Origin of the sequence: Clostridium estertheticum (assembly GCF_011065935.2) — a bacterium.
In the GTDB taxonomy this organism is placed as follows: Bacteria; Bacillota; Clostridia; order Clostridiales; family Clostridiaceae; genus Clostridium_AD; species Clostridium_AD estertheticum_A.
In genome coordinates this window covers 4,763,850-4,778,775 of the sequence record NZ_JAAMNH020000001.1, presented here as the reverse complement: position 1 = coordinate 4,778,775, position 14,926 = coordinate 4,763,850, and the positions used below count along the sequence as shown (strand labels likewise).

Sequence of the window (14,926 nt, the reverse complement as noted above, 5' to 3'; positions counted from 1 at the left end):
GGCAAAAAACAAAAGGATGATAGGGATGGATTTGATAAAAATTGTTTCAAATGTTCAGAAGATTTCTGAGGCAATATCAAGTGTCATAAGGGTTGATGTGACTGTTGTAGATAACAATTATAATAGAATAGCAGGTACTGGAAGATATAGAAATTGTATTGGCGAAAAAGTAAATGAAAAATCTGCTTTTGGATTTTCTTTAACACAAGGAAAGAGCTTTATTATTGAAAATCCTGGGGAACATTTTACTTGCCTGGAATGTGAGAATGTCCAAAATTGCGAGGAATTTGCAGAGGTCTGTTGTCCAATTAATGTGGGGAATGAGACTGTTGGAGTTATTGGTCTTATTGCCTTTGAAGAAGAACAAAGGGATGCTATTATAAATAATAAAGAAAACTTAATGAATTTTTTAAATAGAATGGCAGATTTAATATCATCAAAGTTATTAGAACAGGAAAATACAGAGCAAATAAAGCTTTTGGCACTCGAACTTGAGATAGTTCTTGATTCTGTAGATAGAGGGATTATAGCAGCAGATCACGCAGGAAATATTCTTCATTATAATACCAAAGCAGCAGAGCTATTTAAGCTCAAGGGAAACGAAATTTTAAATACCAATATAAAAAATCTTATCGGCAGTTTAGATTTTGATCTGCTTATTGAGAAACATAAGAATTTAAAAAATAAAGAATTCACTTATAATAGGGATAACCATCATTTTAGGGGAGTTTTTGATGCAAAGCCTATTAGTATTGGTGATAAAAGTTTTGGCATAGTATGTTCCTTTAGTAATATTTCTGATTTGTTAAAAACAGTAAACAATATTACTACAGGTACTATGGTCACTTCCTTTGACAGCATTATAGGGAGTAGTTCCTGCTTAGAGCAGGTTAAAGTAGAAGCAGAAAAAGCTTCGAAATCTACTTCTACAGTACTTATTCAGGGAGAAAGTGGAACGGGAAAAGAATTATTTGCAAGGGCTGTTCATTTTTATAGTACTAGAGCTAAGGGTCCTTTTATTCCTATAAATTGTGCAGCTATTCCAGAACAATTGCTAGAAAGTGAGCTTTTTGGATATGAGGATGGTGCATTTACAGGGGCAAGAAGAGGAGGCAAGGCAGGAAAATTTGAATTAGCAAATAAGGGAACTATTTTTTTGGATGAAATTGGAGATATGCCTATTCATCTTCAAACTAAACTTTTAAGGGTGGTCCAGGAGTACGTTATTGAGAAGATTGGTGGAAAAGAGGCCATTCCTATAGACGTAAGAATTATTGCAGCTACAAATAAAGATTTAGAAAAGAAAGTACTAGAAGGCGAGTTTAGGCAAGATTTGTTTTATAGATTAAATGTAATTCCCCTTAATATACCTCCATTAAGAGATCGAAAAGATGACATAGTGATTCTTGTGGATTATCTTTTGGAAAAATGTAATGTTAAGCTAGAAAAGCATATAAGTGAAATAGAGGATGCTGTATTAGAAATTTTTATGAATTATCAATGGCCGGGGAATGTACGTGAACTGGAAAATACCATAGAATATGCGGTAAATATGTGTGGTAGTTCAGTTATAAAATGTATGGATTTGCCTAAGAGGTTGAAAGTTTCAGCAAATACTTTGGAAATTAATAAAAATGTAGGAATTGTACCTATTAAGGAGTTAGAGAAAAGAGAAATCTTAAAGGCTTTAGAACATTTTGGACATAGCAAACAATCAATTACAAAGGCTGCTGAGGCTTTAGAATTAAGTAGAGCAACACTGTATAGAAAATTAAAAGAATATAGAATAGAGCAGTATCAAAGTGAGAAATAATTCTCATTTTGATACTGTTTTCATTTGTTTTTTTATCATTTTGAGAAAAAACAAAATTGGAAGGGTAATTATTAGTATTATTTTCTTGGCATGGATATTGCTATAAATAGGTATTAGGTATATCTAAAGACATTCATAAGAACTACATAAGTTTTTGATATATTTGATTTTATTGGAATGCGGATTGCTATAATCTACATTAGCAAATCATATAGGGAGTGATTTTATGAAATTAAGAAATCTTATAGTTGAAACACTGAAAGAAGAAGTTGTTCCTGCCATGGGATGTACTGAGCCAGTAGCCGTTGCGCTTGCCTGTGCAAAGGCTAAAGAATTAATGATTTTTAATTATATAGAGAGTGCAGAAGTTTTTGTTAGTCCTAACATATATAAAAATGGATTGTCAGTTGGTATACCAAATACTCAAGAGGTTGGGCTTCATATTGCAGCGGCCCTTGGGTTTATTGCTGGAGAAAGTGAAAAGGATTTAAGAGTACTTGAAGGAATTAATGAAAAACAAGTGCGACTTGCAAAAGAACTTTTGCATAGTGGAAAATTATCATTGGACATTAAAGATACTTCTGATAAGATTTATGTAGAAGTAAATCTTATAACAGATAAAGGCAATTGTAGTGTAATTATAAGCGGAAAACATAATAGATTTGTTTATATTGAAACCCTAGGTCGAGTTCTTTTAGATTTAAGAAAAGAGGATAAAAAAAGCAATGTGAGGAATAACATTTTATATAGTTTAAGAATAAGAGAAATTATAAAAGAGATTGAGAAAATTCCGCATAGTGATATTGCTTTTATGTTAGATGGCGTAGTAATGAATGAAACTATAGCCAGAATTGGACTTAAAGAAAAAATGGGAATGGGAGTTGGATTTAGTCTTAAGAAAAGCATAGACCAAGGTTTTCTTTCGGAGGACCTAATGACCTCTTCAATGATGTTAACGGCAGCCGCTAGTGACGCTAGAATGTCCGGAATTAATTTATCTGTTATGAGCAGTAACGGAAGCGGAAACAATGGGCTTACAGCAATATTACCCTTAGTGGCGTATAAAAATAAATTCAATGTAGATGATGAGAAACTAGCTAAAGCTGTGGCAATAAGCCATATTATGAACAGCTATATAAAACATTATATAGGAAGATTATCAGCACTTTGTGCTTGTGGTGTTGCGGCAGGGACTGGTGCAGGTATAGCTATAGCATGGCTAATGGGCGCTAATGAAGATCAAATAGACGGAGTTATAATGAATACCCTTGCAAACACCAGTGGGATGATATGTGATGGTGCAAAGGAAGGATGTGCATTAAAGCTTTCCACCTCAGCATCAGTTGCGGTGCAATCTGCAATTTTGGCTATAAATGATTCTATTGTACCTGCAAGAAATGGAATTGTTGCAGAAACTGCAGAAGAGACAATTGCGAACTTAGGTGTTTTATCTTCAGAAGGCATGAACATTGCCGATGTTGTAATATTAAAGACCATGAAGAAAATGCAAAAGGAACTTGAGGTTGTTCCATTACATGAAAATTCAAAATCATACTTTAAGAAACAAGGTGTTATGGCATAGGGCTTATCAAAGTGAATAATAAGTGTAATATTATAATATTTTACATCTTGTTATATTTTTTTAAAAAACCTTAATTTACTATTGAATTTTATTTGAATTCTGATATAATGAACTTAATAGATAGTAATTAAACTTACTCAAAAATTTTATATAGATTCATATTTCTGGGATATTCGTGAAGCTCTTATTTTCAACCTACAGTATTAATACGGGAGTTCAAGATCTAGATGCATATTAGGCCTATAAGACCAATATTTAAGTGGCAAGGACTGCTAAACATCTCTGAGGACACCCACCTATCGAAAAGATAGGTGCAAAAATTGGGGCAACGGTACCTTGGATTATAAATTTTAAAATTTTGGTTCGTTTATAAAAGAGATAGAAAAATATCTCTTTTTTTTAGTTCGTAGAAAATTATTGAAATTCTGAATAGCCGAGAAATAGTTGGGGACAGTTAACAACTATTTATACTTTTCTTTTTTATGGTATAATTGAGTAAATTAATAAGGCAATTATAAAAAAAACTAACATATTGAATAGTTGTTTTTATGAGGCTGCCTAGTATCGAGGTGAAGTTTTATGACAGATGATAAAATTCTACAAATGATTGATAGTAACCCAATTATTATAAAAAACATGGAAAACCTTACTGAGGAAATGAAGCTTAGGGCTATAAAAAAAGATGGCATAATGATACGCTATATAAAAAACCCTACAGAAGAAATGCAGGACATGGCAATAAAAAGCAATTGCATGGCCATTGAGTTTATAGAAGATCCAACTTATGATATGAAAAAATATGTTGTGTCAAAGATCTGGAATACTTTAGAATTTATTAAGAATCCTTCAGAAGAATTGATAGAGATGGGTCTTGCCCAAAAGGGCTATGCGATAAAGTATGCTAATAGCCCCAGCGCCCTATTACAAGAATTAGCTATAGAAAAAGATTATGACTCTATAAGATTTATAGACAACCCAATTGAAGAAATACAACTTTTAGCTATAGAAAAAAATTATGAGACTTTAAGATATATAGAAAATGCAACCACAAGTGCAGAGATATTGGCTATTACGGAAAATGAAGCTGCTGTAAAGTTTATTACAAATATAGATGTAAATAAAAAAATATTATTTTTAAAACACAATCCACTGGTAATGAAATATTTTATTAATGACCTACCAAGGGATGAGGTAGAGAGGGCTTTGAAAGAGGTATTGTCTAGTGAAGATATTTCAGAAAAATATGTAAGAAATTTTATGAACTGTGAAAGTATAAATGAGAAATATGGTAATATATCAATGGATAAAACCATTTTTATTTATAAATATGGAAGTAAGGCCTGCAAAAAAATAGCAGTTGATGAAAAACTGAAGATGATTTAAGAGGAGATAAGTTATGAATTTTAAGGATACATTACAAAGCGCAGAGCTTGTTATAGAAACAGATGAAGTTCCAATAATTGTAGGGGAAAGTGGTATAGGAAAAACTGCCTTAGCTAAAGAACTAGCAAAAAAGAAAGGTTGGAGCCTAGTTATTATAGATGGAAACCTTTTAAAGGAAGGGGAAATAGGCGGTCTCCCAACAGTTGAGGACCATAGTTTTAAGGACGCCAAAGGTAGGGCTATTAGCAAAAAAAATACTGTTTATGCGGTTCACACAAAGCTGCAGGAAATAGATAGTTTAATTCATGATGGCAAAGAAGTGTTTTTATTTATTGATGAAATAAACCGTTGTGAGCATACAGTGCAACAAGAACTTATGAATCTTATATTAAACAGAGATATAAATGGGTATAAGCTTGATGATAAAGTAAAAATATTAGCTGCAATGAACCCTTCTAGTAAATATGGAGATGATGTTGATTATCAAGTAGTTGATATGGATGCAGCGCAAGAAAATAGATTTGTTTGGCTTTATATGGAGAGTGATTCAAAAGCTTGGTTGACCTGGGCTATTGAAAATAACCTAGAGGAAAAGGTTATAGAGTTTATATCTACATTTCCAGAATATTTACAAAGTACATTAAAGGGCGAGCAAATAAAAGCAACTCCTAGAAGCTTTGAACGGGTTTCTAAAAGCTATATGATTTACAAAAAAAATTGTGATAAGATTCCTAAAAGAGTATTTTTAAATATTCTAAAAGGAAATTTAGGGGATAGAATTGCTCATGAGTTTATGGCTTTTGCACAGGAGAATAATAAACCTCTAATTTCTTATGAAGAGGTGTTTGCAAATGCACAATTATCACAAGAGATTATTGCAAAAGCGAAAAAAGAAAGCCACACTAGATTATATTTGATTGCAAAGAATATTTTACATAACTTAGATAGAAAAGAAACTTCAGACAGTGATATAGAAAGATTTGTAGAATTTTTGGGGTGTTATCCTGTGGATCTAGGAATAGGGATTATGCAGGATATTAAAGAAAGTTATAATGGTGTTTATAAGTTATGTTTGGAAAATGAAGCTTTCGTTGAAATGTATTTTAAGGCCTATAATGAGATAAAAGGCTAGGTGATATTATGGGAAAAGTATTTGAAAGCCTTAAGAACTCACTTTATGGTGAAATTTCTAATGTGAAGGCAATTGAAAACATGCCAAAAGATTTTAATGAAGAATTTTTGAGACTTGTTACTATGGTTAATTTTATGCTTATAGAGGATAATGAAAACTTCTATGGCTATTTTCTGCTTCAAATGTCTAGGGAGATAAAATATGATATAACCTCGCCTACAGCTGTGAATTTTAAATTATCTAAATATGTAATTTATTTTAATCCCTATATTTTTTTGAATCTTACGGCAGATCAAATGAAAAGCACTATTAAACATGAGATTTATCACATATTATCCTTTCATTTAAATCGTGGAAGAGTGCTTAAAGCAAAATATAGTAACTTGGCTATTAATATGGCGATGGATATAGTAGTGAATCAGCATCTTAAGGATCTTCCGCACTTTGCTACTACTTTAGATAGTATAAATTTTAAGTATAGTTTAAAAATGCAGACCTATATGACTATGGAGTATTATGCTGATAAAATTCAAATGGCTCTAAATTTATTAGAGGAAAAAGATGAAAGTCAAGAGGATGATTCTAAGGACGAGCACATAGAAAAACAATATGATGCTTCCAAAACTCATGATCTGTGGGAAGAATCTACAGAAATGGATGAGGATACTCTTAAAAATTTTACAGAGAAATTTGCGACACTAGCAGAGAAGGGTGAAGTTCCTCTTTATTTGGAGGATATTCTTAAGAGTCTTGCAGGTAATAAAGGTGAAATTCCTTGGAACATGTATCTAAGGAAAATGATGGGAACTTTAGAAGGAGACAAAAAAAAGACGATTACAAGAAGAAGTAGACGTCAACCAAATAGATTAGATTTAAGAGGAGAACTTAGGGGACATACAGCTAGAATTACCCTGGCTATAGATATAAGTGGTAGCATAAGTGATGAGGAATTTCATGGAGCAATAAAAGAAGTTTTTAATATAGTAAAAACTTATAAACATGAAATAACACTGCTTGAATGTGATACTGAGATAAGGCAATCATACAAGGTGAAATCCATTAATAATATACGCAAGCGAAGTATAACTGGTGGTGGCACAAAATTTACACCGGTTTTTGATTATGTAAATAATACTAATACAAACATACTAATATATTTTACAGATGGAAAGGGTGAAGTAAATCTAGGGGTAACGCCAAAAGGCTATAAAACCTTGTGGGTTATATCAGGACGTGGCGATAAACTTTCATTAAAGGAACCTTTTGGTATTGTAAAGAAACTAAAAGCTGTAGAAATAATAGAGGATACTGGTGAGAGACTAGATATAATGGTGGATGGCTTTTCTGGGAATAATCATGAACCAATATATTAGGGAAGACAAAGTATCAAAGTTCTCCTACGTGTCTTGCAATATGAGCTCAGGACTGGAAATTCCATTTAGAAATTCTAATATTTTTCGAATATAAAATGCTCTAGCGCTCACACTCGCCGTCCTGGCAGGCTCACGAGAATTTTATATTCGAAAAACAAGATTAAGCACATCTTCCTTAGATTCTTGTAAATCATAAAAAGTGTATTTTAAAATTAATGTTACAAATATAAGAGTTATAGCGTTGGCTAGTGATACAGAGGCTTGTTTTGTAACGATTCCATATATAAGCCATAAAAAAACACCTATGGTAAACATGCAATACAGGTTTTATATTATCTAAAATTAATGATAAATATAATAGCTTTATTTTAACAGGAAAGTTATAATTAAAGAGTTCATAGGGTAAAATTAAACCATGAATAATCGAATAAGTTAAAGGCGGATATATATGAGAAATTTAAATATTATATTGGAATATGATGGAAGTAGATATAAAGGGTGGCAAAAACAAGAGGATAATGATTTAACGGTACAGGGTAAAATTCAAAGTGTGTTATCTAAGATGGCAGGAGAGAATATTGAGGTTTCAGGTTGTGAAAGAACGGATGTAGGGGTACATGCTGAAAATTATATGGCAAACTTTCATACTAATTGTGATTTAAGCATTCATGCAATGTTGGATTATTTGTATGAATTTTTGCCAGATGATATAGCGGTGAAATCTATGGTGGAAGCAAGTGAAAGATTTCATGTGGCATATAACATAAAATCAATTACATATGTGTATAAGATAAATAATAATGAATTAAGAAATGTATTTAATAGAAAATATGTTTATCACAGTGAGGGAAAACTGAATTTAGAAGTAATGAGAATTGCGGCAGAATCCTTAGTTGGAACTCATGACTTTCAAGGGTTTGCTACTTTAACAGATAATGCTAAATCGACTATTAGAACTATTAATTATATAAACATAACAGAGAAAAACGGTATGATAGAAATAGAAATTAATGGTAACCATTTTCTATGGAACATGGTAAGAATTGTTATAGCAAGCCTTTTAGATATAGGTGAAGGAAAGCTTGAGGTAGAGGATATAGAAACATTGTTAAATGAAAAAACAGATATAAAATATAGCTTAATGGCTAAATCAAAAGGGCTATCTTTAAGAAATGTAGAATATTAAGATTTCATATTTATTATTCAGATAGCATTTTAAGCGGTCCAATAGGAAGGCTCATGAGAATTTTTTAGTATACAAACCAAGAGATTTTTCTTTACGCATCTATAAATAAAATAAATTTTGAAAACTAAGGCTTATTCAAATGCAGACTACGTAATATACACTTTTGTTAGCATAATCTAAGAAAATATATCTGATGTTTAAAACATTATTATAATTTATCCATATAAATAAATACATAAAAGTAGAAAGTGATAGCATATTCACTTTCTACTTTTTTTAGTTGAATTATCAATACTATTTATGACTTTAGTAAATTAAGGTTATAGCATTTTTTTACTAAATAGTAAATCTATTAAAGGATTTTAAAATATTATGTAGAATAATATTAAATTGGGTTACAATTATAGCGTTGTACATAATAAAATTTTGAAAAAAGTATAAAGTAAAGGATTGGGGTACTTATACTTAAGAAAAGGGGGAGAAAATGTTTAATTCTCAGAAGAAAAAAATACTTGCAACTATAATTTTTTTGACATCACTTTGTACCATAACCTTTGTTATAATATCCTATTTTGCTGTTCAAAGAGCGGTAATAAGTCAGATGGAAAATGATGGAACAACATTAGTGGGAACTGTTAGTAGTGAAATAAAGCAATATAAGTTAGTTGAAAAGGCCGAGATAACAGCCATAATTAAAGATGTTAAAAAAGAGGGGAAAGGTAATATTTCTTATGTGTCTCTAGTTGACACAAATATGAAGATGCTTATTAGCAGTGATGATGTAGATCCAACCGCTGTGAAGAAAGAAGAAAGCACAGCAGCGGTTCAAAAGCCTAGTACAGGATCAGATACAGTGTCTTCTGCAACTACTCAAGGAGATGTTAAATCCGTGGTAAAGGAAGAAAAGACTGCAGGATTTATATTTAAGGCTCCTGACGGTCAAAAGGTATACAATGTGTCAGCACCTTTTTATGAGGATTCTAAATTGGTAGGTACCATTAATATTGGCATATCTCTTAAAAATATGTACAGTGTTATACTAAATGGCATTATTTTCACACTACTAGTTTCTCTAGGTATGCAGTTAATAGCAGTTGTACTTGGATTAATAATTTCTAAGAATATATCAGCACCATTAACTAAAATTGTAGATAAACTTGAAGACTTTTCAAAGGGAGACTTAACAGTTACCTTTGAAAGTAAAAGTAAAGATGAAATAAAAAAACTTACAGATGGACTTAATAGCAGTCTGTATATTTTGAAGAATACAATTTCACATATAAAAGATACAGTGTCAGGCCTTAATAAAATATCTTATTGTTTAACAGCTTCAGGGCAAGAAGCTGCGGCTTCTAGTGAAGAAGTTTCGGAGGCTATAGATGGTGTATTTAAAGGTATGGAAGAGCAGACCGCAAATACAAGCGAAATTGCAGTAGTAATAGACAGATTTGGTCATAGACTAGATGATATTCAAAATAAAGTAAGGCTACTGTCTGAGAGTGGTGTAGAAATTAAACAGAGTGCTGATAATGGTGCAGTTAATCTTGAAGATTTAGTGAAATCAATCCATGATGTAAAAGATTCTTTTGAACATACAGAAGAAGGTATTAAGTATCTTAACATTAACGTGGGTAAAATAGGGGAAATAACAAGTGTAATAAATAATGTGGCTGAGCAAACTAATCTTCTTGCATTAAATGCTGCAATTGAAGCTGCAAGAGCTGGCGACGCTGGCAGGGGATTTGCTGTAGTCGCTGAGGAAATAAGGAAACTTTCAAAACAGGTGTTAGAATCATCAATGAATATAAATGAGCTTATCCAATTAGTAGGCAATGGAACTAAAGAGGTTTCAGAGCTAACAATAGTTTTATCTGGTAAGCTTGGTAATCAAATGAGAATTATCGAAGGTACTGTGGACTCTTTTAAAAGTATTCAGAATGAAGTTAATAGAACAATGCCTCAGATTAATGATGCTTATAAGGACCTTAATAGTTCAGTGGAAGAAAAGGAACTTATTAAAAGCAGGGCTGAAAAATTAGCAGTTGTATCAAAAGAAGTATCAGCTTCTACAGAAGAAATATCTTCTGCAGTAACAAAACAATCAGAGGCAGTTACACAACTTTCTGCTACAGCTCAAGAGCTAAATGCTATGGCAGAGGGGTTAAATGAAGAGATTGAAAAATTTAAAGTATAAAATTCAAGGTATAAAAATTTTTTCTTAGATTATGCTATAACAAAAAATATATATTTTTGTTAGCATAATCCAAGAAAATAAAATTAATCTTCAATTTTTTTATTGAATTGAAATCATCAATACTTATAATTGATACTATCTATCACACTACTACATGCTATAACCCTCATGATTATAATTTATATTTATAAATAATTACACAAAAATAAGAGAAAGTGATAAAGTTCACTTTCTCCTTTTTATAGCACTTTTTTATTTAACTATTACTAGCTCATATTCGTCAGTACCAACGCCAATAGCTTTTGCGTGGTCTAGGCCAACCTTCCAATTTGTATCAGGGTGTATATGAGAAAATTTATCTTGTCCCTCATGATAATGTTTATCTGAAAGCTCAGTTGCATATAGTGCAGTTGCACTGTTAACCATATCAACACAGGCTTGATCTAGGGCTACTGGATCAAAGGATGCGGCCATACCTATATCTGGAACAATTGATACATCGTTTGAGTTCCAACAATCACAATTAGGGGAAACATTCATAATGAAGCTAATATGGAAAGTTGGTTTATCTTTAGTAACTGCATAGGCATACTCTGCAATTTTTTCATTAGCAATGTCAGCAGATTCATTCCACTTTACAGTTGCGCTGTCAAAACGACATACTGCAACACATTGGCCACAGCCAACACATTTATCATAATCTATAGTTGCTTTTTTATTTTCATCAAATGAGATTGCCTCATGTAGGCAATTTTTAATGCAGAGTCCACAACTTACACATTTGCTATGTTTCATTAAAGGCTTAGAAGCAGAATGCATTTCAAGCTTGCCTCCAATGGAACCAGATCCCATACCTAAATTCTTTAATGTTCCTCCGAAGCCTGTCATTTCATGACCTTTAAAGTGAGTCATAGAAATAACTATATCTGAATCCGCAATAGCGGATGCTATTTTAGCAGTTTTGCAATATTTCTGGTTGATTGGAATTTCTCTATAATCTCCACCCTTTAATCCATCTGCTATAATCACGTTACAGCCAACTGCCATTGGATTAAAACCATTTTCCATAGCTGCTTCAATATGATCTACAGCATTAAATCTTCTTCCAGAGTATAAGGTGTTTGCATCAGTAAGGAAAGGCTTACCACCTAACTCCTTTATAAGTTTAACAATTTTTGCAGCATAGTTTGGTCGAATGTAAGAAAGATTTCCTGGTTCTCCAAAATGAATTTTTATAGCCACAAATTTATCTTTATAATCAATGTTTTTTATACCTGCTTCTACTACAAGCCTTTGAAGCTTATCTAATAGATTATACCCTGGTTTTGTTCTTAAGTCTGTAAAATATACTTTTGATTTGCTCATTAACTTACCCCCTGTAACATTCAGATTTATTCAATTTACATTATGTAATTCTATAATTATAACATATTGTAACAAACTTTTCCAATTGAATTGCACCGATTACAAGCACATTTCAGGATTAAAGTACCCTTATATTATAAGCTAATTCCGTAAAAATAAAACTTCACTGAGAGTTTAAATCTCCTTGTGAAGTCGTTAATGCTGAGGCATCGAAAGGTATGATTTAAAGTGTTGTAGTTATATTAGGGTTCAGTTTTAATGCATAGGAAATATTATAAATAGCCCAAATAGCAAAAACCATATTAAATGAGAAAAATTGATTATAATATAAACTCCAGTAATAATATTAAGAATAATATTAGATTGTTTTAGTTGAGTTTCACTTGCCTTTTTCATTCGAATATATATATATAATAACAATACTGCTGGTAGTACAATTTTCAATATAAAACTAGCAGATACGCTTTGAACTGCATTTACCATTAAGAGGTTTGCCTCCATAAATAGGCCTGTAGAGAGCAGTAAAAGAGTAAATAATATATCTGTTACATTCAGCAGGTATAAAATTAAAAGCTTATATTTTATATTTTCATATGTATAAGCTTTTATAAAAGACATCAATGTAAACACCTCCATTGAAAGGGTAGTATATATTAGTGGAATGAATAATATATTATTATATACTATGCTAAAGTTTACTTTTATGTGCCTAGTGTTTGCAGATAAAAAATAAATATACGGAGATATTAAAGTGAGTGTTAAAGAAGAATTTAACAATATTTCAGAAGGTGATGATCAAATGCATGAGTATTCTATAACCTGTGAAATAATACGTATTGCAGAATGTAATGCAAGGGAGAATGGGGCTTTAAAGATTCTGAAGATAGGTATTGTCATAGGAGAGTATTCTGGGTTCATAGGGGAATCTATTCAGATGTACTTTGATGTGATTTCATTTGTTTGTAGTGATTGCGGTGGTATGGGTCAGCCTACAGATATAGGTAGGGAGTTCTATGTTGAATATATAGAAGTAGAAAGTTGAGGAGGACAATATGAAAAATGAAAATAAAAAAATAGAGGTCATGGAATCTATTCTGTATCAGAATGATAAAATTGCAGAAGAAATAAATTCTACTCTAAAAAAATCAGGTATATTTGCTATAAATGTAATGGGAGCACCGGGAGCAGGGAAAACTTCTGTAATAATTTCTTTGATAAAAGAGCTTAATGATTTAAAAGCATATGTGGTGGAGGGGGATATAGAATCAGATATTGATACAAAGATTTTAACGTCACTTGGCATAGATACAGTTCAAATAAATACATACGGAGCATGTCACCTTGATGCGCCTACTATTTCATCAGTCTTAAAAGGATTTAAAATGAATCAGCCAGGAGTTATGTTTTTGAACCCTCCCCCACCTGTAGAGGAAGGGGATCCTTTTTTATAAAGAAGTTTGCTTTAACTTTGGACCTAATAAATTAGGCAGCCTTATTCTTTTTGGCGTGTCCAAGTACGCCCTATACTGTAAATATTTCTATTCCCAGCCTACATTTAAGCTATTCTTGTCCTTATGGGGTTTAAATACTCTTTATGATTTAAGTTAATTTGTTTTATGTTAGATTTTCTCATTATATTAAGTGAGCCATTTATATCAGCATTTAATATCAAGTCTTTAGATGATTTGTATTGTCCTCTTGATATTCTTTTACCACTAAATAAGTATCTTTTCTTATTCAAAGCACTATAAATAGGCATACTATCATTTGCTAAAAAATCAGCTTTTGAAGTATAGCTTTCTTCTTGTTCTATTAAATTAATATTATATCTTTGGCTCTGATAAGTCAGCCTTTCTCTTATATTACCAATTGGAATATTAACAAAGTTTTGATTATTGACTTTACCCAAATTTACTTTTCTTTGAATAGTTGGGTTATAACCAACTACAATACTACCTATATCGTTATTTAAACAATAATCAATAATTACCCTAACGGTCTTATTGAGATAATCATTAACTCTATTACTCCTTTTATTCCATAGTTTCTTCTGAGCTTTAGTGGTCGTTTTAATCTTTTGCTTATCTTTAATTGATTGGAGTCTACTATTTTCCTTATTAGCCCATTGATTAATGGATTTAAGTTTTTTTCCGTCAATTATAAATGCTTTACCATCATTAATAGTACAAGCACATAAATTATCTATTCCTAAATCAATAGCAAGTGTGTTGTTTTTATTTAAATTTCCTTTGAACTCATCAATTTCATATACCCATTGAATTTCAAAGAACCTTGCATCATTTTTAGGTAATATCCTAACTTCTTTAATTGCCTTACCTTTTAAATTTGAAGGTATGTTAATCTCAACCTTACCATAAAGCCTTTTGAAAGTAGTTGACATTGGTACTGAAAATTTATCTTTAGAAGAATTAAATTCATTAAAGATAAGATTAAAAAATCCATCTTTAGGTAAGTACCCAGGTAATTTAATATCTCTATATTGATATTCTCCTTTTTTAGCCATTTTTATTAAAGCAAAAAATGACTTGAAGTTTCTATCAGCAACTTTCAGCATTTGCTGTGCTGAATTACTATTAAGCATAGTGTAATTCTCATTATATTTACATAGGTGATAATTGCTGTTGTATCCAAGAAACTTCTTTTCAGTAAAATAATATTGTCTAATATTATATAAAGCTACGTTATACATATTTTTAGATAAAAAACATAGTCCTCTAAGAGCTTCATAATTGCTAGAATTTAAATGCTTAAGCTGTTGTTTTTGAACACCAAATAAGACTGATTTAGTAATTTTTTTAGTCATTATGAATCCTCCGCTCTTGAATATTCATAATAATATTATTTACTATATCCAAAAAAATATAACAATTTACTTTA

General features: G+C 31.3%; 13 protein-coding genes and 1 other RNA gene. 10 read left to right on the top strand and 4 right to left on the bottom strand.

Translation table 11 applies throughout. From position 1 onward, the window contains the following. Positions 1-25: 25 nt before the first annotated feature. The 6 genes from G9F72_RS22735 to G9F72_RS22710 all read left to right on the top strand — a co-directional run bounded on the left by G9F72_RS22735 (position 26) and on the right by G9F72_RS22710 (position 7,283). Positions 26-1,813 (top strand): sigma-54 interaction domain-containing protein, encoded by a 1,788-nt coding sequence (locus G9F72_RS22735; RefSeq protein WP_164959586.1) that lies wholly within the window; start codon positions 26-28, stop codon positions 1,811-1,813. 226 nt (positions 1,814-2,039) lie between these two features. Continuing rightward, positions 2,040-3,395 (top strand): serine dehydratase subunit alpha family protein, encoded by a 1,356-nt coding sequence (locus G9F72_RS22730; RefSeq protein WP_164959587.1) that lies wholly within the window; start codon positions 2,040-2,042, stop codon positions 3,393-3,395. 158 nt (positions 3,396-3,553) lie between these two features. Then, positions 3,554-3,741: non-coding RNA, 6S RNA (ssrS, locus tag G9F72_RS22725), on the top strand. Between the two features lie 233 nt (positions 3,742-3,974). Continuing rightward, positions 3,975-4,778: a hypothetical protein gene (locus G9F72_RS22720; protein ID WP_164959588.1), complete on the top strand. Its 804-nt coding sequence runs from the start codon at positions 3,975-3,977 to the stop codon at positions 4,776-4,778. A gap of 13 nt (positions 4,779-4,791) precedes the next feature. Continuing rightward, positions 4,792-5,910, top strand: coding sequence for an ATP-binding protein (locus tag G9F72_RS22715; RefSeq protein WP_164959589.1), 1,119 nt, complete (start codon positions 4,792-4,794; stop codon positions 5,908-5,910). Between the two features lie 8 nt (positions 5,911-5,918). Further along, the gene (locus tag G9F72_RS22710) at positions 5,919-7,283 is read left to right on the top strand and encodes a VWA-like domain-containing protein (RefSeq protein ID WP_164959590.1); all 1,365 of its coding nucleotides are present in this window, start codon (positions 5,919-5,921) and stop codon (positions 7,281-7,283) included. Between the two features lie 141 nt (positions 7,284-7,424). Here G9F72_RS22710 and G9F72_RS22705 read toward each other — a convergent pair whose 3' ends face one another. Continuing rightward, positions 7,425-7,598 carry a hypothetical protein gene (locus G9F72_RS22705; protein WP_224676220.1) on the bottom strand — a complete coding sequence of 58 codons (174 nt, stop codon included), beginning with the start codon at positions 7,596-7,598 and terminating at the stop codon, positions 7,425-7,427. Positions 7,599-7,731: 133 nt separating this feature from the next. On the opposite strand from G9F72_RS22705, the gene truA reads away from it, so the two are divergent. After that, positions 7,732-8,469: a tRNA pseudouridine(38-40) synthase TruA gene (truA, locus tag G9F72_RS22700; protein WP_187356114.1), complete on the top strand. Its 738-nt coding sequence runs from the start codon at positions 7,732-7,734 to the stop codon at positions 8,467-8,469. A 484-nt stretch (positions 8,470-8,953) separates the two neighbouring features. Then, on the top strand, positions 8,954-10,663 hold the full coding sequence (locus G9F72_RS22695; RefSeq protein WP_164959591.1) for a methyl-accepting chemotaxis protein: 1,710 nt from the start codon (positions 8,954-8,956) through the stop codon (positions 10,661-10,663). Between the two features lie 252 nt (positions 10,664-10,915). Here the strand turns inward: G9F72_RS22695 and G9F72_RS22690 are convergent, their stop codons facing one another. Together G9F72_RS22690 and G9F72_RS22685 are read right to left on the bottom strand one after the other, a co-directional pair. After that, positions 10,916-12,028, bottom strand: coding sequence for a DUF362 domain-containing protein (locus G9F72_RS22690; protein ID WP_164959592.1), 1,113 nt, complete (start codon positions 12,026-12,028; stop codon positions 10,916-10,918). Positions 12,029-12,283: 255 nt separating this feature from the next. Then, positions 12,284-12,646: a DUF5658 family protein gene (locus tag G9F72_RS22685; protein WP_224676316.1), complete on the bottom strand. Its 363-nt coding sequence runs from the start codon at positions 12,644-12,646 to the stop codon at positions 12,284-12,286. A gap of 133 nt (positions 12,647-12,779) precedes the next feature. On the opposite strand from G9F72_RS22685, the gene G9F72_RS22680 reads away from it, so the two are divergent. Then, a complete protein-coding gene (locus G9F72_RS22680; RefSeq protein WP_318010965.1) occupies positions 12,780-13,070 on the top strand; it encodes a hydrogenase maturation nickel metallochaperone HypA in 291 nt (96 codons plus the stop codon). A gap of 10 nt (positions 13,071-13,080) precedes the next feature. Beyond that, a complete protein-coding gene (locus tag G9F72_RS22675) occupies positions 13,081-13,479 on the top strand; it encodes a hydrogenase nickel incorporation protein HypB (protein WP_164959594.1) in 399 nt (132 codons plus the stop codon). A gap of 104 nt (positions 13,480-13,583) precedes the next feature. Here the strand turns inward: G9F72_RS22675 and G9F72_RS22670 are convergent, their stop codons facing one another. Next, positions 13,584-14,852 carry an RNA-guided endonuclease InsQ/TnpB family protein gene (locus G9F72_RS22670; RefSeq protein ID WP_224675993.1) on the bottom strand — a complete coding sequence of 423 codons (1,269 nt, stop codon included), beginning with the start codon at positions 14,850-14,852 and terminating at the stop codon, positions 13,584-13,586. Positions 14,853-14,926: the final 74 nt, after the last annotated feature.